This window comes from Enterobacter sp. 03-F-07-AD-ECC (genome assembly GCF_047530935.1).
Taxonomy (GTDB): domain Bacteria; phylum Pseudomonadota; class Gammaproteobacteria; order Enterobacterales; family Enterobacteriaceae; genus Enterobacter; species Enterobacter cloacae.
Genome location: NZ_JBLKBZ010000023.1, coordinates 16,948 through 38,002 on the forward strand (window position 1 = coordinate 16,948; position 21,055 = coordinate 38,002).

Annotated in this window: 24 protein-coding genes; 7 read left to right on the forward strand and 17 right to left on the reverse strand. The window is 43.9% G+C overall.

Annotated features, from left to right (window positions below):
- Window positions 1-198: 198 nt before the first annotated feature.
- The 5 genes from ACMWKA_RS21765 to ACMWKA_RS21785 form a co-directional block, all read right to left on the reverse strand.
- Window positions 199-1,005: a hypothetical protein gene (locus ACMWKA_RS21765; protein WP_016239971.1), complete on the reverse strand. Its 807-nt coding sequence runs from the start codon at window positions 1,003-1,005 to the stop codon at window positions 199-201.
- Window positions 1,006-1,022: 17 nt separating this feature from the next.
- Complete coding sequence (locus ACMWKA_RS21770) at window positions 1,023-1,463, reverse strand: hypothetical protein (RefSeq protein WP_016239970.1); 441 nt, start codon at window positions 1,461-1,463, stop codon at window positions 1,023-1,025.
- A gap of 152 nt (window positions 1,464-1,615) precedes the next feature.
- Window positions 1,616-2,977, reverse strand: coding sequence for an FRG domain-containing protein (locus tag ACMWKA_RS21775; protein ID WP_000482601.1), 1,362 nt, complete (start codon window positions 2,975-2,977; stop codon window positions 1,616-1,618).
- Window positions 2,978-2,990: 13 nt separating this feature from the next.
- Window positions 2,991-3,794 carry a hypothetical protein gene (locus tag ACMWKA_RS21780; RefSeq protein WP_000589340.1) on the reverse strand — a complete coding sequence of 268 codons (804 nt, stop codon included), beginning with the start codon at window positions 3,792-3,794 and terminating at the stop codon, window positions 2,991-2,993.
- 58 nt (window positions 3,795-3,852) lie between these two features.
- Window positions 3,853-5,199 carry an ISNCY-like element ISLad2 family transposase gene (locus ACMWKA_RS21785; protein ID WP_076611902.1) on the reverse strand — a complete coding sequence of 449 codons (1,347 nt, stop codon included), beginning with the start codon at window positions 5,197-5,199 and terminating at the stop codon, window positions 3,853-3,855.
- A gap of 221 nt (window positions 5,200-5,420) precedes the next feature.
- Here ACMWKA_RS21785 and ACMWKA_RS21790 point away from each other — a divergent pair, with 221 nt between their 5' ends.
- The 4 genes from ACMWKA_RS21790 to ACMWKA_RS21805 all read left to right on the forward strand — a co-directional run bounded on the left by ACMWKA_RS21790 (window position 5,421) and on the right by ACMWKA_RS21805 (window position 7,647).
- On the forward strand, window positions 5,421-5,738 hold the full coding sequence (locus tag ACMWKA_RS21790; protein WP_000785965.1) for a hypothetical protein: 318 nt from the start codon (window positions 5,421-5,423) through the stop codon (window positions 5,736-5,738).
- 22 nt (window positions 5,739-5,760) lie between these two features.
- Window positions 5,761-6,066 carry a hypothetical protein gene (locus ACMWKA_RS21795; RefSeq protein ID WP_001100610.1) on the forward strand — a complete coding sequence of 102 codons (306 nt, stop codon included), beginning with the start codon at window positions 5,761-5,763 and terminating at the stop codon, window positions 6,064-6,066.
- 44 nt (window positions 6,067-6,110) lie between these two features.
- The gene (locus ACMWKA_RS21800) at window positions 6,111-6,782 is read left to right on the forward strand and encodes a S1 family peptidase (protein WP_000285959.1); all 672 of its coding nucleotides are present in this window, start codon (window positions 6,111-6,113) and stop codon (window positions 6,780-6,782) included.
- A gap of 457 nt (window positions 6,783-7,239) precedes the next feature.
- A complete protein-coding gene (locus ACMWKA_RS21805) occupies window positions 7,240-7,647 on the forward strand; it encodes a hypothetical protein (protein WP_001371904.1) in 408 nt (135 codons plus the stop codon).
- A 50-nt stretch (window positions 7,648-7,697) separates the two neighbouring features.
- On the opposite strand, the gene ACMWKA_RS21810 is transcribed toward ACMWKA_RS21805, so the two are convergent.
- The 8 genes from ACMWKA_RS21810 to ACMWKA_RS21845 form a co-directional block, all read right to left on the reverse strand.
- A complete protein-coding gene (locus tag ACMWKA_RS21810; protein WP_236689843.1) occupies window positions 7,698-8,087 on the reverse strand; it encodes a hypothetical protein in 390 nt (129 codons plus the stop codon).
- Window positions 7,984-8,199 (reverse strand): hypothetical protein, encoded by a 216-nt coding sequence (locus ACMWKA_RS21815; protein ID WP_122966916.1) that lies wholly within the window; start codon window positions 8,197-8,199, stop codon window positions 7,984-7,986. The genes ACMWKA_RS21810 and ACMWKA_RS21815 overlap by 104 nt, the downstream gene beginning before the upstream one ends.
- Window positions 8,181-9,095: an IS5 family transposase gene (locus tag ACMWKA_RS21820; protein ID WP_100185530.1), complete on the reverse strand. Its 915-nt coding sequence runs from the start codon at window positions 9,093-9,095 to the stop codon at window positions 8,181-8,183. The genes ACMWKA_RS21815 and ACMWKA_RS21820 overlap by 19 nt, the downstream gene beginning before the upstream one ends.
- 496 nt (window positions 9,096-9,591) lie before the next feature.
- On the reverse strand, window positions 9,592-10,083 hold the full coding sequence (locus ACMWKA_RS21825; protein WP_000636790.1) for a hypothetical protein: 492 nt from the start codon (window positions 10,081-10,083) through the stop codon (window positions 9,592-9,594).
- A gap of 84 nt (window positions 10,084-10,167) precedes the next feature.
- Entirely contained in the window at window positions 10,168-10,683 is a 516-nt protein-coding gene (locus ACMWKA_RS21830) for a hypothetical protein (RefSeq protein ID WP_000228894.1), read from the reverse strand.
- Window positions 10,684-11,247: 564 nt separating this feature from the next.
- Window positions 11,248-14,583 carry a hypothetical protein gene (locus ACMWKA_RS21835; RefSeq protein WP_000502666.1) on the reverse strand — a complete coding sequence of 1,112 codons (3,336 nt, stop codon included), beginning with the start codon at window positions 14,581-14,583 and terminating at the stop codon, window positions 11,248-11,250.
- Between the two features lie 222 nt (window positions 14,584-14,805).
- Window positions 14,806-15,159: a hypothetical protein gene (locus ACMWKA_RS21840; RefSeq protein WP_000769182.1), complete on the reverse strand. Its 354-nt coding sequence runs from the start codon at window positions 15,157-15,159 to the stop codon at window positions 14,806-14,808.
- Window positions 15,160-15,312: 153 nt separating this feature from the next.
- Window positions 15,313-15,921 (reverse strand): hypothetical protein, encoded by a 609-nt coding sequence (locus ACMWKA_RS21845; protein ID WP_000926374.1) that lies wholly within the window; start codon window positions 15,919-15,921, stop codon window positions 15,313-15,315.
- 193 nt (window positions 15,922-16,114) lie between these two features.
- Here ACMWKA_RS21845 and umuD point away from each other — a divergent pair, with 193 nt between their 5' ends.
- Window positions 16,115-16,549 carry a translesion error-prone DNA polymerase V autoproteolytic subunit gene (umuD, locus tag ACMWKA_RS21850; RefSeq protein ID WP_000111290.1) on the forward strand — a complete coding sequence of 145 codons (435 nt, stop codon included), beginning with the start codon at window positions 16,115-16,117 and terminating at the stop codon, window positions 16,547-16,549.
- Window positions 16,539-17,792 carry a translesion error-prone DNA polymerase V subunit UmuC gene (gene umuC, locus ACMWKA_RS21855; RefSeq protein WP_001371894.1) on the forward strand — a complete coding sequence of 418 codons (1,254 nt, stop codon included), beginning with the start codon at window positions 16,539-16,541 and terminating at the stop codon, window positions 17,790-17,792. The genes umuD and umuC overlap by 11 nt, the downstream gene beginning before the upstream one ends.
- Before the next feature lie 45 nt (window positions 17,793-17,837).
- Here umuC and ACMWKA_RS21860 read toward each other — a convergent pair whose 3' ends face one another.
- Window positions 17,838-18,647 (reverse strand): DsbA family protein, encoded by an 810-nt coding sequence (locus ACMWKA_RS21860; RefSeq protein WP_000031378.1) that lies wholly within the window; start codon window positions 18,645-18,647, stop codon window positions 17,838-17,840.
- A gap of 370 nt (window positions 18,648-19,017) precedes the next feature.
- Between ACMWKA_RS21860 and ACMWKA_RS21865 the strand changes: the two genes are divergently transcribed.
- Window positions 19,018-19,365: a hypothetical protein gene (locus ACMWKA_RS21865; protein ID WP_121343843.1), complete on the forward strand. Its 348-nt coding sequence runs from the start codon at window positions 19,018-19,020 to the stop codon at window positions 19,363-19,365.
- A 59-nt stretch (window positions 19,366-19,424) separates the two neighbouring features.
- Here ACMWKA_RS21865 and ACMWKA_RS21870 read toward each other — a convergent pair whose 3' ends face one another.
- From ACMWKA_RS21870 to ACMWKA_RS21880, 3 genes are all read right to left on the reverse strand, one after another.
- Complete coding sequence (locus ACMWKA_RS21870) at window positions 19,425-19,685, reverse strand: hypothetical protein (RefSeq protein WP_001439466.1); 261 nt, start codon at window positions 19,683-19,685, stop codon at window positions 19,425-19,427.
- 195 nt (window positions 19,686-19,880) lie between these two features.
- A complete protein-coding gene (locus tag ACMWKA_RS21875) occupies window positions 19,881-20,273 on the reverse strand; it encodes a hypothetical protein (RefSeq protein ID WP_000843243.1) in 393 nt (130 codons plus the stop codon).
- Window positions 20,274-20,297: 24 nt separating this feature from the next.
- Window positions 20,298-21,047, reverse strand: coding sequence for a thioredoxin fold domain-containing protein (locus ACMWKA_RS21880; protein WP_000720274.1), 750 nt, complete (start codon window positions 21,045-21,047; stop codon window positions 20,298-20,300).
- Window positions 21,048-21,055 lie beyond the last annotated feature (8 nt).

Sequence of the window (21,055 nt, forward strand, 5' to 3'; positions counted from 1 at the left end):
AAATGTCACCTCTTTGTGCAAGATAGAAAGGGCACTTTCAGCCTATGTAATCATATTAATGTGACTGCTGCGTTATCCCACTCAACCAATTAATAAAGCAAAAGTTAAATATGAAAGACTGGAATAAAAATATAACGAAAACATCTTAATATGGAAATATCTGTGTCAACGGGATCTTTAGTTATTGAATATCTGGTTCTAAATAGGTTCTACATTCAACGGGAAGGGAAACCAAATATCTATATGTTTTTTATAAATACCATTACGTGGCAAACAACAATCTGCATATTTTTTTAAAGAATCTCCACATGGACAAATATTTTCTGGCGATAATACTCCATCATGTTCTTTCGCCTTAAATCTCCAGGTCGTAATATTGAAAATTTGATGTGGGGATTGTATGTATTTGACAACACTAATTAAAGTTGAATAGTTATAATGATCACCATCATTGGAGAAAAAAACACTACATTTGTTAACGGGATTACTAACTATGTCATAAGTAATTAATTCAAAATCGATCACTTCATCAAAGCAAAGAACTCCATTATAAAGTTTATTTTTAACATGACCACAATCATTAATAAAACTACGGGTTGTATTACATACTGAACATTTCACTTCTTTTATTATTTCACGAGAACTACCGAAGATTTTATATGGGAATAACGCCTGCCAATTACATACCATTCTCGCTAAGAAGTTAACACCATAGAAATTAACCTCAGGCAGAAACTCATTATTTTCTTTAATATGTATTAAATCTATTTCTATCCTTTCAAGTTCTACCCATGCTTCATAAAAATCACCTCTTGTAAGTAAATTAATGACTTGAATATATTTTAAATGGGCTAGTAAAATTGTTTTGTATAAAAACAATCTGTTTGATTCATTATTCAAGCTCAAGGATTGAGCTTTTTTTAACTCAGCATTAAGATAATCAAGAATAGCACTATCTTCTTGAGTAATACACATCCAACGCTTTAACTTTTCGTGAATATTCATAATATCTATATAGATTTTTATTTGATTTTGTTAATTACTTTTAAAACATCGTCTACTTTTCCAGAAACAGTGTATTTCACATGTTTTCCTGATTTATTTTTTTTAATTATAGAGACTTTAACGTCTATATCTCTAGTTCCAAAGTTATCAATTTTTTTCTGAATATAATTTGAAACAAGATTTACTAAAAAAGGTATCATTACTGATGTGGCAAAGAAAGTGCCTAACGCTAACGTTATACTGTTTAATTGCAGGTACGAAACACCATTAGAATCTCCGTACACTTTAACATTAGAATGTGATTGCTTGGTGAACTGGAAAAAATCCAGTGCATTACCTCCAGTAATTTTTGAACTATCAAAAACGATCGCAATCTCATCATCTTGAGGTTCATATGAAGAAATGATTTTTACCTCTTCATCTTCATCACTCATTTCACTCAAAGTAATGGGGTTCATTCTCAACTCCTTGTTTTATATTTTTACATTCAAATTTTACTATACGACTGGTTAATTGCTCCTGTCCAACACACACCAGAGTTCATATGCTTAGCATACAAGGGACCAATGCCAGTAGCGACAGGCTAGTGTGTCAAAAAACCACATGAAGATCAATCTCCTGCGGAAAATTTGGCCGCAATTAGTTTCATTGTCCTTTCCATGCCTTGATAAACTGTCGCATCTGTAATGTTTAACCTTGCGAGTTCCTTAAGTATTCTAGCTTTGTTTCTGATCACTATTTTTTCTACTTTAAACTCTTGCATAGCATCATCAGGGTTTGAAACTAAATCGGGATAAACAGCATTATTCCCAAATAATAAGAATGCACCTGACTGTGATGACATCCTTTCATTATTATTTCTTCCTTTAACGAAAATTAACCTTTCCAAATCTGATGGTATAATTACATCTTTAAAATAAGGTTTTTCATCTTTAATGTAATGTATGAGTTTTTGACAAGCTTCAGTTTTATTGAAAGCCTCCTTGTCCATTTTACAATCCAGCTGATCTTTCAGTGTTTGACTTAGCATTGATATATTTGATATGCAACTTACTGTATCAGAGTCAAAGAATTTTATACGATCCCTTTTTGTTTTGAAAATAATAACATGTCCATCAACCTCATTTGTATTTTCATTATTACTAATGTCGCAACAAGCGAAATACAGAGCGATTAGTGGATTTGATGTTATATCCAACAAACGAGTTGGTAGTCCGTAGTGTTGCATCCTTACTAACTTGTCTAGCATTGTTTTATCATCAACAAACTCAGTTGGCCTTGCTGTTAGGGCTTCACGGACTAAATTTGATTCACTGTGCAAATGCTTGAAGTTACCTTTTTTGTTTTTCCTGAAAACTGATGGAGCCAACTCGTAAGATACATCAGAATGTCCACGATAAAATATTTCTGCATCTTCTTCATGATCTTGTTCTAAAACACGCGCCATGAAACTTTGAACATTATCTATTATTGGGTAGTTATCAACTTCATCAGGAAGTGCTTCAGTAGGAGGAAGTGGTGTACTTCTTGTCGTTATATTTAGAAGTGCTAATGTTTGATTTAAATCACGTGCTTTTATTCCCCAGTGAGTCCGTTTCAGCCCATATGCACCTAATTCTAAAGCTGTTTGATATAACTCTTTGTTTATCACTACGACATCATCTTGTGAGTGAGTGATTCTGAAATCAAACTCAACATTTTTGTTAACTGTTCGTAGATTTGAAATTACACCAAGTCGCAAAGTAATGTATTCAACATTGTCTCGGGAATAAAGTTCTGACATAAAAAGCGTAGGTAATTTCTCAATATAAGATAATGCTTTATCATTCAAAGGCGTTAACTTCAACCGGATGTCATCAGAGGTGCCTTCTAACATACGTGATATAGGAAAATCACAACTCCCACTAACCCGTTCATACATGGGCCAATGTTCAAAATAGTCAGGTTCTCCGCCCATAATTAGATTAAACATTAAAACTAAATCCTTATATTTTACTTAATGAATTATTTACAATCCAATCAATTGCGCCAGAGGTGCGAATCCAAGGCTTTATATTATGATTCACATAATAAATGGCTTCATCCATTCCACCTAACGTGATATATCCACTGTTAGACTTGATCTGTAATCTGCACTTCGATAACAAGCCGGGGATGTGTCTATTAGAATCAATCGCAGCTTTAGCGATATCATCGGCATCCGGGGATGACTGTCGGTAGGCGAGTAGGGCGCGTGTATACTGAAAAAACGAACGCATATCCCCAGGATAATCGTCCAGTAGCAAGGCCAGATCATCCACCATTTCAAGCTCAAGGTAATAGTTCGCTAATAAATGACGAATCCCCTGGTTATCGTTCGGGTTGAGCTTCAGCATTTCGCGGCTATGAGCCATAGCCGGATAAAAATTACCAGACTCCCATAAGGCCTCAGCCAAAGCTGCTTTTGCTCTCATATATGGACGTGTTTCGACAAATCCCCAGAAACGTCCTGCGAACTCCTGAAAATCCTCGCCAAGTGCAATGCTGGCTGCGTACAAAGCAGTCTCCAGCTTCCCGATTTTTGACTCAGGAGGTTCTTGAGATATCTCGCAGTAGAATGAGTATGCGTCAGCACAGAGCGGGGATTTCTTGATAGCTTTTCTGATGAGTTTCAGCACAACTTCCAGGTCATCATTTTCCCAGGCATCGAACATGAACTCCTGAGCCGCAACCAGATCTAGATGTAATTGCTCAGAGCTGACAGCAGTTTTATACAAATCAACGCGCTTTGTAGTCGGGAATTTAATCATCTCAAGTATCCTTTTGGGGACTCACTGTTCCGGTACTTTGCAGCACTGATGGTCGATTCTATCGCTTTGAACTTGCCACAAACAAGCTCGGGTCTGCCAGAACGGGATTGATAGCCCGGAGCTGTTCCTGGATGCGCACCTGAGCCTTACGGCTGGGCGATTTTTTGCTTCGTTCCCGTTTGCCTTCGCTTTCCCGCTCATCCTGTTTTACCTGAGCCAGTCGGAGTACAGTCCCGAGACGTTTGTTATCAACAATCTGCCCCTGGTCGACACAGGCCAGCTTATCAAATGCCTGGCACTTAAGGCTCCGGTGCCCATAGAGGAAGGCGAGGGTGCCATCGGGATAATCCAGTACTTTAATTTTTTCACCGGCAAGACGGCTATTTTCTTCTGTGGTGTCCATGAGATAAAGGATCTTATCGTACTGGAAGGTCAGTGATTTCGACACGGTACGAACATCATGCCAGGCAAAGATGTCTCTTAATTCATCGGGGCTTTCCTGCACCGGACGATGCAAATCTTTGGGGAACTTAGCCGGTCGTGAAAACCGGCTGTTAAAGTCAGCGATGAAAGTGGCAAGCCAGGCATTTGCGGCCTCAATGCCGGTTATACCTTCCAGACGCATTTCTTTGATCAGCCGATCCTGAAGTGTCTGATTCGCACGTTCCACGCGGCCTTTAGCTTCAGAGCTGTTGGCACAAATAAGCTCGATTGCCAGGTCATAAAGCACACGTCCGAACTGGGTAACGGTGGTATTGCGTTTCTCCGGACCACTGACGCGAAATATTGCGTGTTTGTCACTGTACAGCGATACCGGCTTCCCATGCTGCTCGATGTATTCCCGGGTTGCCAGCATGTAGTCAAAGGCTGTTTCTGACTCGCTGAACCGCAAATGCATCAGACGCCCGGTGGCATCATCGATAAAGACCAGCAGGCAGCATTTTGGCGCACGGCCTTCAAACCAGTCATGGTGGGAGCCGTCGATCTGGATAAGTTCACCCAGACAATCACGCCGATGTCGGGGTTGATAAACCCGTGACTTACGGCGAGCATGCGGGACCCAGAGTCCGTCAGACGTCATCCAGTTGCGGACGGTCTCGATTGAAAGCCGGATATTATGGCGCTCTCTGAGTTTTTCTGCGGCCAGTGTGGGCCCAAAGTCACTGTAGTTTTCACGTATCAGCGTGAGTACTCGTAGTTTGAGAGATTCGGTCAACCGGCGGTTGCTGGGCTGGCCGCGTTTGCGGCTGACAAGTCCTTCAGCACCAGAAACTCGGTAACGATTGATAAGTCGTTGCGCCTGACGTTCTGAAATGCCAAGCTGTGATGCTGCATCACGACGGCGTAGACGCTTTTCACAAACTGCCTGTATCACCGGTAGGCGGTGGATCTCTTTATCTGACATGGTCACCAACATGCGTTGAGCCCCTTAGAATTGCATTCAGTTTAGCTTACTCTAAGGTGACGTTTCTATCTGGATAAAAAGTGACATTACTAAATGGTTCTAACAACTTAAGTGCGCATAATCAGGATTATGTAAGATCAGCGTTAAGTAGTCGATTTATTTGAAAGTGACGTCGTCTTTAAGTTAAAATCACCTATAATCAATACCTACTGGAGCAGCTCATGGCTGACACCTACCTCCCCCCGGGCTTTAAAAAATGCAAATCATGTCAGCAAGTTAAACCCTTTGAACAGTTTGGAAAAGAGCTCAAGGGCAAGTTTGGCCTCAAGAGTAAATGCCGAGCGTGTATTAGCGAGAAAAACAAAACGTACGCAGCAGGCCCAGGGGCCGAAGTAAAGACGCAAAATAATAGGACCTACCAGGCAGAAAACAAGACTGAGCTCGCGGAGAAAATGCGCGTTAAGCGTGCGAAAGAAAAATTTGGTGATCGCTATAATTCCTACCTCGCTTCTTTAGAGTCCATGAAAAAACTCAAATAATGTAATCGCCAACGGAGGAATAATGAATGTACATCTGAAATATGATACGATAAAGCACTATCACTTTGATTGGCTAACGCCTGCTGGCGACTATCCTAATTCAGCGGTTATGCTCGTAGGTTTCCGTGATGGGCGCTGGATTATTGTTCAAGAGTTCGGAAATGATTATAGCTGCTTCGAGGGCGTTCTGAAGAATGGTGATGATCTTAATACGGAGCCTAAATTCTATTCCGACTTAGAAAGCGTAGCGGTTGCTGCTTTTGGCATGATGAAGCAGATATATCCCCAGTACCAAGATAGCACGTTAGAAGAATTCCTCGCTGGATAAAATATTCTAGAAACCAAACTCGCCTTATTCGAAGGAAACTGACTATGTATAGAAAGGTTTTAGCTCTTTCAGCCTTACTGATTTCTGCTTGTTCCACCGATAATCCTCATAAACAAAGTATGCACCACAATGATTTTGAGCTTTCGGACTCAGCTGTAAAAATTCAAATCAAGTCTGGAAATAAGACAATCTCCGGCTCAGGTACTTGGATCGATGAACAACATATTCTTACAGCTTCACATTTATGGCTTGATGCAAGCAAGGATTATAGTCTAAGTATAATAACAAGGAATGGGAGCCAACCAGCAACAGTTATCAATATTGATGATCCTAAGAACCGGGACCTCGCTCTTTTAAAAGTAGAAAAAAATACTATTGTCAAAGCCCCACCTAATTGGAAGCTTCCAGTATGTGATAATGTTCTAGCTCCAGGTGAGTCTGTTTGGGTTCTATCGGGAATGTATAATACGCTTTCAAATACGTATGCTTCCCCCGACTCAACCTACTATTATAAAGGAATAGTTGGTTCTGATGGTTTGACTGCTTTTTATCAAAATGGAGTTAGTGGAAGCGCTGTGTTAAACCAATCTAAGAGTTGCTTATATGGTGTTGTGAGTCAACAAGACATTAAAAAGATCAATGTCTATCAGATATATATTACGAAGATTACTACAAATGAAATTATACGCGGATTCATAGGTTATAAAAATAATTAAATGAGCGTAATCTTACAACAGGCAATTCCGACGTTATCTGCGTTGGTCTACCTATCTGAACCTTTAAAAGGAACGTCTATCATGTATAAACTTTTACCCGCAATACTAGTCTTTCTTTCGGTGTTCCTTGGACTAATCGCTCTACTCAGTGCTATCAAAAATGGTTCTGATGAATTGGCGGTATTCCTCATTACACTTTCGGCGTGGTTCGCTGCTTTAAGTAAGTTTTATTCACTTAAACTGTATAAAAATAGTTAGCCTGTGAATCCAAATACAGTTGACAAGTATCCAGCACTGCCCCCGTGATTTATTCAGGTTAGAAGCATTCCCGGAGTGCAGGCTGGGATTAGAAAAGTTACTTTTCTTACGATGTACCAACCAATAGGGCACGACTTATCGTAATGCCTAATTACATATTACCTGTTTAAGTCGATCTAATAATTTCATTGGAGCAGACATGTCCCCGGAATTGGTATCAGGCATTGCACGAGTGGCGCATGAAAAGCTACTTTCAGTTTTGACGGAGTGCGGCACAAAGAAGACGAAAGGCACATGCCTTTTTGCAAGCTATCTTGTATGTTATTTAGCAAAAACTAAAGGTCTAGATGCTGTTGTTCGTGGGGGTAACGGTGCAGATGATGGCGGTATATTTACAGAGAGTGGTGGCTTTGGCCATTATTGGTGTGAATTGAACTTCGAAGAAGTGCAATATTATATTGACATCACTTCCGAGCAGTTTGGGTTTCATCCATACATAGTGAAACGCGTCAACGATATAACAGGATGGCCACGATATATTCCTGGTGATCAGGAAACGGTCGATAGTCATTTAGAACAATTATTACGCGACGGCTATACAGAATAGGCTGCGTATACACTATCGCAGCCTTTCAGGCTCTTAACCCTTGTGACCAGTTAACGGAACCACTCAGGATGACGCTGCCGATCAACGTTGATAACCTGCGAATTAAATTCAACGACATCCGCTGGAGTAAGCATTAATTCATCAGGATTTACAATAAATGGTCTTAAAACCACTTCGCCACCGTCTTCTTTTGCACCGTAGATATTAATAAGAAAGTGCAGTCGTTGATTTCCGTCAGCATTGCGTTGCCATTCTCTAAAAGTCAAAGTCTGTTTAATATAGTTTGTTAAAAGAAATGCGAATTCAGATTCTTCCGTTTGTGAGATACCGTTTTTGTTAGACATTTTTTTTAGTATCTTTCCGAGCATGGATACACAGGCATCTAGGGAAGGTGCGAATAAGCAGGTCATTTCTTCCCAAGCTGACTCGCTGATTAAAATTTCGCGGATCTGGGCCGATTTTTTTCCCGCAAACACATCGAATCAGCCTATTTAGGCTATTTTTTCCACCATTTCTGGCGTTATTTCCGGTTTTTACTGAGATCTCTCCCACTGACGTATCATTTGGTCCACCCGAAACAGGTTGGCCAGGGTGAATAACATCGCCAGTTGGTTATCGTTTTTCAGCAGCCCCTTGTATCTGGCTTTCACGAAGCCGAACTGCCGCTTGATGATGCGAAACGGGTGCTCCACCTTGGCACGGATGCTGGCTTTCATGTATTCGATGTTGATGGCCGTTTTGTTCTTGCGCGGATGCTGCTTCAAGGTTTTTACCTTGCCGGGACGCTCGGCGATCAGCCAGTCCACATCCACCTCGGCCAGCTCCTCGCGCTGTGGCGCTCCTTGGTAGCCGGCATCGGCTGAGACAAATTGCTCCTCTCCATGAAGCAGATTACCCAGCTGATTGAGGTCATGCTCGTTGGCCGCGGTGGTGACTAGGCTGTGGGTCAGGCCACTCTTGGCATCGACACCAATGTGGGCCTTCATGCCAAAGTGCCACTGATTGCCTTTCTTGGTCTGATGCATCTCCGGATCGCGTTGCTGCTCTTTGTTCTTGCTAGAGCTGGGTGCCTCAATGATGGTGGCATCCACCAAAGTGCCTTGGGTCATCATGACGCCTGCTTCGGCCAGCCAGCGATTGATGGTCTTGAACAATTGACGGGCCAGTTGATGCTGCTCGAGCAGGTGGCGGAAATTCATGATGGTGGTGCGATCCGGCAGGGCGCTATCCAGGGATAATCGGGCAAACAGGCGCATGGAGGCGATTTCGTACAGGGCATCTTCCATGGCACCGTCGCTCAGGTTGTACCAATGCTGCATGCAGTGAATACGCAGCATGGTCTCCAGCGGATAGGGCCGTCGGCCATTGCCCGCCTTGGGATAAAACGGCTCGATGACAGCGGTCATATTCTGCCATGGCAGAATCTGCTCCATGCGGGAGAGGAAAATCTCTTTTCGGGTCTGACGGCGCTTAGTGCTGAATTCACTATCGGCGAAGGTGAGTTAATGGCTCATGATGTCCCTCTGGGATGCGCTCCGGATGAATATGATGATCTCATATCAGGAACTTGTTCGCACCTTCCCTAGACTTAACGATGTTAAAATTTTGGTTGTATTAAAATCCTCCTGCGAAAGTGAAATCATCCATGTATTATCTTTATGATAGTCGGTGATATAAATAAAATGAGATGTAAAAGGCGTTGAGTGATTGAACTCTCCTAAGTTCCATCCATACTGTCTCACTGTATTTGAGCTAAGTTCTTTGTCGGTAATGTTCATAATTCATACCTTTCGATAAAGTCTGTAATGATAATTAGCTATCTCAAAGGCCCAGAACAACTCTTGAAATAACCTCACTCGAAGAATTTATCATATTGAACACCCCTACCTAATAACCTTGCCGACTTAATAAATCACAATAGCCCTCCCCTGTCATTTTAAAACGCTACTTGAATTTTTGATAGCTTATAGTTGTTTTACGTTCTTTGTGATACTCATATGTCATCTTCTCTTTCCAGTACCAATCTTGTAAATCCTGCAAGTCTAGCCCATTTTTCTCACGTATGCTTTCGTGTAATTCGCTAAGCGCGAGTTTATCATTAGGTTTATAAATGGCTAATTTTTCTTCAAATAAATCCAGCCAACGTTTCCCCATCTTTCGACGCAAAACAAACACCATCGTGATAATTGTACTGAAATGCACAGCAATTAGTTCCAACTTATGCGATTGCTGACCAGATAAAATTACTATTGTAACAACAGGGATGGCCGTATATAAAGCAATCAAAGCGACCATAAGTTGATATGGTTTTTCCCGTATTACCATGTCCATGGGTAAACCAGAGGACGCTACTGCTTGCCAAAATCTTAAATACCTTCCGATGGACTTAAACCTTTTCCCGTTTTTATGCATAAACCTGTTTTTATTTACTATCATGTTAGACCTCTATTTTTCTGTAATTCTAGAAGAATGTTACCTTAACCCTTAACAGGGATAACACCGCATGTATTATCTCCATAATCAAAGCGCAGGGCCGGTAATAAAAAGTACCATACCATCGATGTGTAGTTCGTTCAGTGCATCCCTGTCCGTGGATAGCTTTCTAATGTTGTCAGGAGTTGCATCAATCGGGTATAAATCTTGCGTCAGTTTGACGAGATTCTTCTCAGTGCAGGTAAGACCGCCTTCAGCGAGAGTGCGCAGGTAATCACTAAACACGACTTCTTTTTCATCAGAGGTAAGTCGCTCGAAGTACCCCATATGTTCGGACGTGAAATTCTCATCTGCAATACTTCTCACTACTGAGATGATATCCGACCTTATGACCAACTCCCGCACCGCAGCATAAAAAATCCTGCCGTAATGTCCTGACACGTTTTCCTTTGCGAGCCACCAGCGCTCATCCGTGGTAACGGGTACTGTGGTCGGGGATGCCAGTAGCAGAACGGGGCTTAAACCGGATCGCGATAACCCTTCAGCAAAAGCTTCTTCAGGAAGACTGCTAACAGGCTTGCCTTGATAACGTGCTTCTACCATCTATGCTTCTCCTTTCTGATGTAGGCATGACTGCCTTCTATTTAAGCAATCAGTAAACCGGATTGAGCTGAGCAACGTTATCCTTCTCCCATCATTGCTTGCCACTTTTACCATAAGCGCCAAACAATTAGCCCCATTATTCCGGTTGTAAACTGAACCTTAACACTAACCAGTATGAATCGGTCATCTGGGGCAAAGTGTCCACCGGGTTGAAGTAGCCAGGTTGTTAGCGGCGGATGGAAAGCCAGTACGAATCCGTAAACTATAAAAGCCAAGCTCAGTAAAAGAAGGAGCATGCGCCCAATACGTTTGAGTTGATAAGATAAACTCGCGCTAGTTTTTCGTGGGGGTACGATATGGTCTTTCAACACTGTCTCCTTGCCAGCAAATGCCGAAGCGCTGGCATAAAGATTAAACAATTTTTATGCCAGTTACTCCGGCGAGATGGGTGATAATCCTCGTTGCCATCATAAAGCCTTATCTCTTTCAAATTTGAGCGATAAGGGGTCTTTGAGCCTGTAATGGCTTTTTGTTTGATGTTTTGATGGCACCTGCCCCCGCGTTTTACCATGACCGAAGTACATAGCGGCTCACACCTTCTGCTGGCTGTTGCCACTCGCTATTCTCCGTTGACGGTCTGAGGCGCGTCGAGCCCCGGGAGATGTTTTTCATCGCCTGCTCAAGAGTGTCCATCCTGTAGGTTTTGATGTTCACCCCTTCTTCAGAAATAGGCCCCAGCAGTTCCGTAACCTCACGCTCACCCTGATAAATATCGACCCACTGTGTAATATTCACCTTATCACCATTCGCATCAATGCCACGTCGGTTAAAGTGGTCAATTTCAAACTCACACACGGTTACCGGTACCAGCCCCTCCGGGCGCGGATACCCGAGTATTTCATCAAAACCAGGTTCCCCTTCATCAGTGACCAGATCAGGCGTCAAATAGAGTTTTCCGTTACGGGAAAAATGCGCAACATGGCAGGACCACTGGTCATTTAACATCGTTGGCATGCTTGTGAACATTCCTGAATACCACCGTCTGGCATTATCAACTGATTTGGTGACGAGGATTTCATCTGGTACTTCCCCGTTGTCCATGGTGTAAAAACTGAGAGACAGAGCGGTATTTCTGCGTGAAAGTAGCTTTTCTTTATTGACCTCTTTATTTTCAAATTTGGACAGGTATTCCTCAAGGAACAGCGCCTGCAACTCGGGTGTCGGCGCTTTCTGATAAAACCAGTCGGCCAGGTCTTTAGTGCCAATATAGATGAGGCTGGCTTTACCTTTTTCGCTCTTGACCGCAACAGGAGCCATTAGGCTTACTTGCTGTACGTACTCACTGGTTTCATTGATACTTTCATAGGCCTCAATCCACTGGCCAAGCAGATTGGTGTAAATCACCGGATCGTTCAGCTTTAAAAACTGCTTAAGAGCCTGAGCGCCACGGGAGCATGTATCAAAATAACGCTGCTTCTCTTCGAAGCTTTTGAAAGCAGTCTTTTTGCCCGACCATGTGGCCACCAGCTGTTCATCTTCGAACAGGGTGTTTTCAGCTGGTAAGAAGTGTTTCATTTTCGCAAAACGTTGATGAGTGACGTTTAAGACATTTCGGGATGTAGCAAGTACCATTCGATGAACCCAGGCATGCCCTTCCATCCGGTTGTCGCATTCAAAATTTGCTGGTGCGGCATATGCAACAAGTTTCCCTGAAGCATTTACCGATAACCTGACCAGCTCATAGCCTTTGCTGCTAATAAAATTACGAACCCCGGGAAGATGTTTGAGCCCCACATCAGCGAGCATATAGAGCTGGTTCAGGAGCTCTTTGGAGCCCTTCTCTGTACTCATGGCAGCTTCCAGCGTCGCCCCCCTGTTATCAGCTCGCCAGGCTACAATGCATCGATCTATCAACTCTGATCTCAGATTAGGCTGGCCAATATTTCCATCGGCCAGAGCCTGGCTCAGCATCTGCCGGTAAGGTTCTTCTGCCTCACGCTCGGCACGAATATAATTTAAAGCCATCTTGAAGAAGCGAATGTAAAACAGGTGATTAGACCTGAATTTACGTCTGTGAATGTACCATTCGAGCTCCTCCGCTTTAATGGTATCCATGCACAGGAAACCCAGTTCAGCATCATTCCTGCTGGACTCCTTAAATAAAGACAAATTCACCTTACAATTGAAATCTCGATCCGTTGAGTATCTGTTTACTGTTGCGTTGACACAGATATCGTCTCCCTGACGGAATGCAATAACCGGCTCATAGTTTTTATGGGTTCTCCCAAGCCATTTATAGCCAGAGTAGCTGTTGTCTTCCTGAACTGCTCCTGGTGCTGTCACTGGGTTCATCAACGAATCCCAGTTGCACATTACCCGGGATCCGGACTGAAGGCATGAGTTTGCCTGTTCAAGATAACTTTGCAGAGACGGCCGTGTCTCAGCCATACCCAAAAGGCCAGAACCGTCTTTGTCGTGCAGAAATTGGAAGTACCGTTCCTGGAACTCAAGGCTCAGAAAACTGTAAGGGGTATTGGTATCATAGAAATCACCAAATAGTTTGAGCCGGTGATCGAGGCCGCAGATAAGGATCAGGAAACGACGGTAGTGAAGTGCCATAAGATCATGCTGCTTCAGTCGGTCGGTATAACTGACGTCCTCAAACTTTATGGTGCTGCCATCAATCCCCTGGAAATGTGCTTCCTGTTCGCTGGCGGAAGGGAATAGCTGCGAAGCCCCAAGATGGCTTTCTACCGAAGAGTAAACCTGATGAATATTTTGACCGTCCCGGACCAGAAGGAATACAACCCGGTTCCTGTCATTGCGGACATGATTTTCCCAGGGATCGCGGTAATCGATATAACGTCGTGTTGTGGCCATACATACGATGGAACGTTCGGACGGAAAAATCTGCTCCACCAGCCCGGGGCTGGTTCGTAAAGTTTCATGAAATTTTTCCATATCAGAGAAGTCGAACCAGCTATCGAGATCGCACCATACGGCCAGCTCTTCATCCACCATCAGCTTTGCCTGAACGACCTGGAGCGGGAGGTGTGATGGAGCGGATTCACCCTTCACGATATTCACTACCTCAACGTCTTTGCCGGTATACAGTTCCAGACTGCCAACGCCATCGTGGATTTTCTTCACATATTCCATGGCTTCTTCTGTAGTGGCCAGACTTGCCGCTGCAACTTCCTCGAAATAGGGCAGCATTCTTTTGCTGGCATTAGCGATTGCCTGCGTTCGTTGTGTGATGATTTTGCTGATGGCTGTGCTGATCTGCCCTTCTTTTAAGGCCGCTTCTCTGATTTGTTCAATGCGGGTATCTGAAATACCAGAGGACAGAGCATTTTGAACTGATCCAATCGCCAGTGAGGTTACCGCCTGCTGCTCTTGTGGGGGCACTAACGCAACGCTAAGGCCCGTCACAGGGTTTTCACGGTCATCTGTACCTAATTGCTCAATCGCAAGGTCACGGAGCCCCTGAGCATCGCTCACGAGGGCTGTAAGCGATGCCTGTAGGCTATTCACTTCTTCCTGAGCTTGTCTGAGTTCAGCATCCCGGATTACCTTATGGTCGGGTTCAAATACAAAACTGGACAGAAAATCCTTAACCAGGAAGCGATGCTCTCGCATTTCTTTGCCACGTTCCCTACGGTTGCCGCTGCTGTCTTCAGTGACAATAGCTACAGTCTGACCGTAAACGCGGGGATGGGCGCGTAGAATCACTGTGTGCAGCTTATCTTCAACGTAACGCAAAGACGTAATGAGCAGCGTATCCCCTGCCACAATACCCTCTTCAGGGATGCTGTCAGTGGACGTCCAGTACTGACCCGCCAGCAAAGAATGAAATCGCTCTAAACGGTCAATGTTATTTTTGCTGACCAGGTCACCCATATACCTTTCCTTCCAGATTCGTATGTTAGGTGAATCATACCAGATTGCACTTACCGTCTAATAACTCAAAAAACACCAACTTCGGCATTCACTAGAAATGAATCCGTCCACTATTATTCATTAATTAAATAGATTCTTAGATATGAATAGCGCATTGCTTTTAAAGCAGGTTTCGCAAAGGGTTAAAAAAGGCTTCTTAAGTGAAGCCTTTAATAATAAATGCTACTTATCTTCAGAGGGATACATTTCCCAGTATTTATTACGTACATTAACAAGGCAATGGTCTGCTGTTTCTGAAGCGCCTTTGTCGCGGTTTACAAAGGCTTCTGCAACTTCATCCAACTTATCCGGTACCGTATTTAATGGTAATGCCTGCTTCAGGTTGGTGGTTACCAGTTCCTTTGCTTTATCATGATTAAGTTCAGTTCGGATGCTTGCATCTTTACAAATATCATCAACCTTACCATCAAGAATAATGTTTGGGATAGGTTCGTTTTCAACTTTATGTGTAGTATTAGCAGAGGAGCCAAAAGCGACTGACATCATCGCACACAGCAGAATATTTTTTAATTTCATAGTTCACTCCATTATGACTATTGATATCTACTTATGAAGTATTAGTTATATCATGTTTGCCGTCAAAACATAGAACCCACTGTTTTGACTTTAAACATATCATGCTACAACGTTTTTTTGCACGTGACTTTAGTAGGCATGATTTATGAGGTTTCAGCAGGACGTCAGATTGTTGTCGATCCAGTATTGATGCAAGCCTACCGTCCATTTCTTCGATAAGGCCGAAAGTAAAAGCGCTAAACCACAGCAGTTACCAGGAGTAAAAATTCGTATGGGATCTGGAGAACCGACTTTAACACTCATAATGAACTCCAGAATGTTGCCATGGCATAGACTATTTCTAAGCCTGACGATATCTGCTTCAGGTTTTTTACCAGCGTCTATCTTTGCCAACATATTCTTCTCGGCTGGAAATGACAGTAATTCTATCGGCATCCCTTCCTGCTTAGCCTTTCGCATTAAAGCGTTACTCATTACTGACGTACCATCTAAGTCCACCAGTACAGGAACTGACTGCTGAACGTTAACAGTTGATTTCAACTTCAGCGTAACCCTGAGTGATGTTTCGATCCCATTCAGAAAGCTCGTACAGGCCGGTAACCATAGACCATGATGCAGCGCCTCGGTTGCTTGTTTAAAAAACCAGTCAATCACGGGGACAGTGCAATGCTCATAATAGTGATTTACCTCGCTGAACCTTGCCATATAAGCATCGTACTCAGCCTGGTCTTCAGGAGATAAAAAATTTGGTGGGAGGAGCATCAGAATCCTTTCATCCTAGCTTGTATACCTTCTTCGTAGGCCAGCTCGCCATTATCGGTAAAAGATGGTTTTTGATGTTTATGATAAAGCTTAATTTTTCGTCAGGCTTGATAGCGTTACCGGAGAGATTTGATCTTTTCTCTTCAACTCGCAATACTGTTTATACATACAGTACAAGAATTCGAGTGTAGCTATGTCTGTTATCCTTGAGCACATTAGCAACAAGCCTTACGAAATGGCACCTTTTTTCAGTGATTTACTAAGCTGTGGAGTGATGAGTCCGTGCGCCGGGCATGAAGATAATGAATTAAATTTGCATGAATATGTAGTCCGCAACCGCCCCTCAACCTTCTTTGTCAGGGCGGCGGGCCTCAGTATGATCAATGCCGGTATCAATGATGGAGCAATACTGGTTGTGGATCGGTCTTTAACAGCACGACACGGCTCTATCGTCGTTGCGCTGGTGGATGGAGAGTTTACGGTAAAGATCTTACACACGTATCCTGAGCTGCTTTTGATGCCTTCTAATCCAGCCTATAAGCCGATACGTGTAAATCCTGAATCCCTTGAGATATGGGGCGTCGTCACCTTTGCACTGAATCAGTTCAGCCATGTACATGCACGTTGATATTAACGGAGCCTATGCGGCATTTGAGTGTGCGATGGATCCCAAGCTGTCAAAAAAGCCGCTCATCATAGCCAGCAATAACGATTCGTCCGTCATTGCAATGAATAAACTGGCTAAAAGCGTTGGTATTAAGCGTGGGACCCCAATTTTTAAGTGCAGGGATTTGATTCAGCAACACCGGATCGAAGTCAGGAGCTCTAACTTTACTTTGTATGAAGACTACTCAAATCGCTTCCATGAAACGCTGGAAAGCTTCGCGCCTCAATCGAGTCGATATAGCATAGATGAAAATTTCATGTTATTGAAAAACATGAACAAGATAATAGATTATGAAGATTACGGCCGGTTGATCAGAAGTACACTTCTTCATAATCTGTCCCTTACCTGTGGTGTGGGTTGTTCAAGCACCAAAACCCTCGCTAAATTATGCACCTATGCGAGCAAACGATGGGCAGCTACAGGCGGGGTTGTAGTTTTGACTGATCAGGCCAGGATCAGGAAGCTCCTGAGCCTGATCAGTACCAGAGAAATATGGGGTATTGGTCGAAAGATTAGTGAACGCCTGTCGGCTTTCGGGATCATCACTGCCGGTGATTTTTATAATAGCGACGTTCGCTTTTTACGTAAAAGCTTTGGCGTTGAAATCGAGCGTACCTGGCGGGAACTGCATGGCGAACCATGTTTCCGGCTGCACGAGTCTCCTCCTGTCAGGCAACAGATTATCGTTTCCAGAAGTTTTGGTCAGCGCCTTAATGAGATAGGCAAGCTACATGAGGCAGTTTCATTTTTTACCGCCCGGGCGGCAGAGCAGCTGCGCAAGGATGGCTCGTGGACCCGTCAAATCACAGTCTTCATTCAGAGTAGCAATTATGCGCAAGGTGAAAACCGCTACAGCAATTGTGGTATCGAGCCGCTTACCGCTACACAGGACACCCGCGATCTGGTTGATGCAGCCATGACCATCCTGAACCGCATTTACAGACCCGGGATAGCGTATGCGAAAGCAGGGGTAATGCTCTCCGCTATGACTGACGGCACAGAGCAACTCAGCCTGTTTGATACTCGCCCGGCCAGGCCTGGCAGTCAGGCACTGATGAAAGTTATGGACCGGTTCAATAAAGAAAAGCGCGGAGCTCTGTTTTTACTGGGGGAAGGCATTCAACAGGATTTTCGTATGAAGCAGGCCATGCTATCACCGAGATATACGACCCGCTGGGATGAATTACTCGTTGTAAAAGCGTAGCGGCCATGACCGGCATGGCCGTACTCATCAAATGTGAAAGTAACTTTAGGCCCCGCGAGCTTTTTCGATTGCGCCCTGCAAAGTTGCTGCGTCCATAGCCCCGGGGATAAATGTGGTAGTCGCCGCATTCGGCTTTTTCATATTCATAATGATGAAACCGGGTGTGCCGGTGATCCCGAGCGCTTCGCCCAGCTGCATATTGCCGGAGATCACGTTTTCATACCGGTTTTTTTCCCTGTCAGAAAACGTGCTGTTAAACCCTGACTTTTCCACCACAGTATTAAAGTCAGTGAGTTCGAATTTGCGTTGAGAGGTCATGAAGGTATGAGCCACAGCCATCAGGTTGTTGTGGTACTTACGATAGGCTTCAGCACCGAAATTCTGATAGACGTGCAGACCCGTAGCGGCCCCCATGGCAGATACAGGTTTTGAACCGGCAAAAATCGGGAATTCTTTAAAGAAGAATTTTACATCTTTGCTCTGATTCATTACCGATTCAACAACAGGTGTAACCCGCATGCAGTAAATACACTGATAGTCGAAGAACTCGATTACCGCGACGTCGGCGTCATCAGGGCCGATGTTTGGCGTCTCCTTGGTATCCAGCAGAGCTGGCGCATATGGAATTATTCGTTCCACTGAGGCACTCACGTTCTGATTTTCCAGCGCCTTACCTGCTTCCACTAAATAATGGGGATTTTTTACCAGGTAAGTAGCGGCAATTTTGCCAATTTCTTCCTCACTGAGCACCTTCGGTTTAAAATAAGTTGCCGTGATTAACGCCGAGGCAGCGGTAGCAATAACCGCAGAAATTAAAATCGTGGCCATCGGTTTTAAATAAAATTCTTTAGACATAGCTACCTTTATGCTTTTCAGCCTGTTAGTTATTAACCTGCGATGGATTATACTGGCCCGGTAAATCGGAATTATTCGTGAAACAATGCTTTTTGGAGATTAAAGGATGATTAGGCAGGGCTTTATACTCACAACCGCAATGCTTTTGAGTGGATGCGGATATCATTTCGCAAACCAGGTAGATGCGTACGATCTAATGCCTCGTCCTGTTACAAATAAAAGGTTTCAGATAGTCCCTCCGGACGAAAGTATTCAGTCCAGAATGTTTTCAGGCCGTTTTGCTGATGGATTAGCAAAAAAAGGAGTCATTATTTCCACTCACCAGCCAGATTATGTGCTCAGGTTCCGAATCAGCAGCTCACAGGAGAACATGCAGTATAGCGAGCAGCTTCTTACTGGGGTGACAGGCTACGTTGTAGATAAAAAGACAACGAGAACTGACAAGCATGGCGAATTGCATACTGACTATGACTACAAGCCAGTCGATGGGGTAATAGGCACTGAGACGATGTCGCAGATGCACTATATGCGACAGCTGGATGTCGAGGTATACCCGTCAGCGAAAGGAGCAAAGCAGGTTCTGAAAGTGAGTATGCAAAGCAATGCACCTGTGCCGTCAGACAGCATTGCTTATTCAGCAATGATCGACGCCTTTACTGATAAATTTGATGCGCCGCTGCGTTCCGGAAATTATGTTGCAGTGATCCCCTGGAACTGAAAGCAGACGGCGGGAAGAGAATGTTCAAAAGTGACTTTTGGACACGCACATTAACGTGGCTATCGCCCTCCCCCATTAAAATCATAAAGTCGGTAAAGATCGCCCATCGTGATGGAATTGGGCTTATTAATGAACAGATACTGTAACTGTTCTTTATGTTGAGTACTGGCAGCTGCATTCATAAGCACTTCCAGGTAGAACTTGTAGCCTATGCTTCGCTCTGAATACATATACTGGAACTGCATCAGTAAAATGCCTGACATAACATACAACAGCAGCAGACTGAGTAATACAGTGCTATCAGGCTGTTCCAGTGCCATACTGACATACCCTGAACCCAGAATGCACAGAAGCCACCCCGTCATTAGAGCAGGCACCCTACGACTCAGACGTTTATAACAACGTTTTATTACGGGATCCCGGAGATACTTTTTGTCAGGTATCCCCGTTGCTCTGATGACGAAGCTACTGAGTATCGACATCTTTTTTCCTTCTGGACGCTCTCAGTCAATAAATCAGGCCAGGCGCTCATTGAAAGCTACCACGAGCTGCGAATCGGGATTTTTTACCAGTTCGGGCCGGATAACTTTTAGTTGCCTCGTTGGGGCGAGCTCATCTGTAGGCCTGATGGTGGTATTACCCGGCCCCTTGCGGGTACTGTCGGTGTTTACCTTGAGCTTTTTATTTCCCAGGTAGCTTTCCATCTTTTTAGAGATGGTGTCACCTGTGGTCGCAACACCAGAGAGTTCCTTTAGATGTTCACCTTTATCCATTTGTACCGATGACATCAGAAATCCGATTCCGGGATCGTTTTCCGTTCCACAGGCTCCGTACTGACATTGTGCAGCGAAAACGGGCTGTACACCTACAGCAACCAGCATTAACGTACTCAGTAAAGTAGATTTCATACACACCTCTTACAGTCGGAAAAGTTACTTTTGCGCAGCGCCCATTTGGGTCACCAGGTTTTCCGGGCTCAGCCACCCCGTAAATAACTGCGGTTTGCCGCTTAGTGTCACCATGGTAGGAGTACCTTGCAGCGGGATTGTTGAGGCCACCTGGAAATGCGATTTGATAATGTTTAAGCAAGCCTCATCAGGACGTCCTTCCGGGATAGTTGAAACCGGATTCATCGCTGCATCCAGAGCTTCGTTTGGCTTTGCTGAACACCAGATTTTGGCCATGTTCCCGGCTACTACCGAGTTCAGTCCTGCACGTGGGAATGCAAGAAACTTAATCGAAATACCGGCATCAAGATAAGACTTCAGATCATGATGCAGTTTTTGGCAGTATCCACAGGTTATATCGGTAAAGATAGCAAGCCGGTATTTTTCGTTTGGTGATTTGTAGTCGATGGATTTTGTTTTGGATGCGAATTCCCGGACGCCCATTAAAATGGCCTGCTCAGTGGTGTTTACCACATCTTTACCTTTCACGTGGAATAAGCTTCCGGTAAAAATGTAATCTCCGTCTTTGCTCACGTAACTTACCCCCTCCCTGGAAATCACCGTAAAAATATCTTTTACTGGCGAGGGTTCGACGTGCTCGATTGAAAGCCCAATGGCTTTGAGCTTATCCCGGGCTGCATCTGGCAGTACCATTGTATTAACCGGCTCGGCATTCATCGTGAAGGCGGTACTTAATGAAAGAAGTAATACCGATGCCTTAATAATTTTTTTCATTTCCGCTC

Bases quoted from the DNA above. Each gene is read 5' to 3' on its own strand.
- ACMWKA_RS21765 (WP_016239971.1), bottom strand. From the start codon at position 1,005: ATGAATATTCACGAAAAGTTAAAGCGTTGGATGTGTATTACTCAAGAA.
- ACMWKA_RS21770 (WP_016239970.1), bottom strand. From the start codon at position 1,463: ATGAACCCCATTACTTTGAGTGAAATGAGTGATGAAGATGAAGAGGTA.
- ACMWKA_RS21775 (WP_000482601.1), bottom strand. From the start codon at position 2,977: ATGTTTAATCTAATTATGGGCGGAGAACCTGACTATTTTGAACATTGG.
- ACMWKA_RS21780 (WP_000589340.1), bottom strand. From the start codon at position 3,794: ATGATTAAATTCCCGACTACAAAGCGCGTTGATTTGTATAAAACTGCT.
- ACMWKA_RS21785 (WP_076611902.1), bottom strand. From the start codon at position 5,199: ATGTCAGATAAAGAGATCCACCGCCTACCGGTGATACAGGCAGTTTGT.
- ACMWKA_RS21790 (WP_000785965.1), top strand. From the start codon at position 5,421: ATGGCTGACACCTACCTCCCCCCGGGCTTTAAAAAATGCAAATCATGT.
- ACMWKA_RS21795 (WP_001100610.1), top strand. From the start codon at position 5,761: ATGAATGTACATCTGAAATATGATACGATAAAGCACTATCACTTTGAT.
- ACMWKA_RS21800 (WP_000285959.1), top strand. From the start codon at position 6,111: ATGTATAGAAAGGTTTTAGCTCTTTCAGCCTTACTGATTTCTGCTTGT.
- ACMWKA_RS21805 (WP_001371904.1), top strand. From the start codon at position 7,240: ATGTCCCCGGAATTGGTATCAGGCATTGCACGAGTGGCGCATGAAAAG.
- ACMWKA_RS21825 (WP_000636790.1), bottom strand. From the start codon at position 10,083: ATGATAGTAAATAAAAACAGGTTTATGCATAAAAACGGGAAAAGGTTT.
- ACMWKA_RS21830 (WP_000228894.1), bottom strand. From the start codon at position 10,683: ATGGTAGAAGCACGTTATCAAGGCAAGCCTGTTAGCAGTCTTCCTGAA.
- ACMWKA_RS21835 (WP_000502666.1), bottom strand. From the start codon at position 14,583: ATGGGTGACCTGGTCAGCAAAAATAACATTGACCGTTTAGAGCGATTT.
- ACMWKA_RS21840 (WP_000769182.1), bottom strand. From the start codon at position 15,159: ATGAAATTAAAAAATATTCTGCTGTGTGCGATGATGTCAGTCGCTTTT.
- ACMWKA_RS21845 (WP_000926374.1), bottom strand. From the start codon at position 15,921: ATGCTCCTCCCACCAAATTTTTTATCTCCTGAAGACCAGGCTGAGTAC.
- umuD (WP_000111290.1), top strand. From the start codon at position 16,115: ATGTCTGTTATCCTTGAGCACATTAGCAACAAGCCTTACGAAATGGCA.
- umuC (WP_001371894.1), top strand. From the start codon at position 16,539: ATGCACGTTGATATTAACGGAGCCTATGCGGCATTTGAGTGTGCGATG.
- ACMWKA_RS21860 (WP_000031378.1), bottom strand. From the start codon at position 18,647: ATGTCTAAAGAATTTTATTTAAAACCGATGGCCACGATTTTAATTTCT.
- ACMWKA_RS21865 (WP_121343843.1), top strand. From the start codon at position 19,018: ATGCAGTATAGCGAGCAGCTTCTTACTGGGGTGACAGGCTACGTTGTA.
- ACMWKA_RS21870 (WP_001439466.1), bottom strand. From the start codon at position 19,685: ATGGCACTGGAACAGCCTGATAGCACTGTATTACTCAGTCTGCTGCTG.
- ACMWKA_RS21875 (WP_000843243.1), bottom strand. From the start codon at position 20,273: ATGAAATCTACTTTACTGAGTACGTTAATGCTGGTTGCTGTAGGTGTA.
- ACMWKA_RS21880 (WP_000720274.1), bottom strand. From the start codon at position 21,047: ATGAAAAAAATTATTAAGGCATCGGTATTACTTCTTTCATTAAGTACC.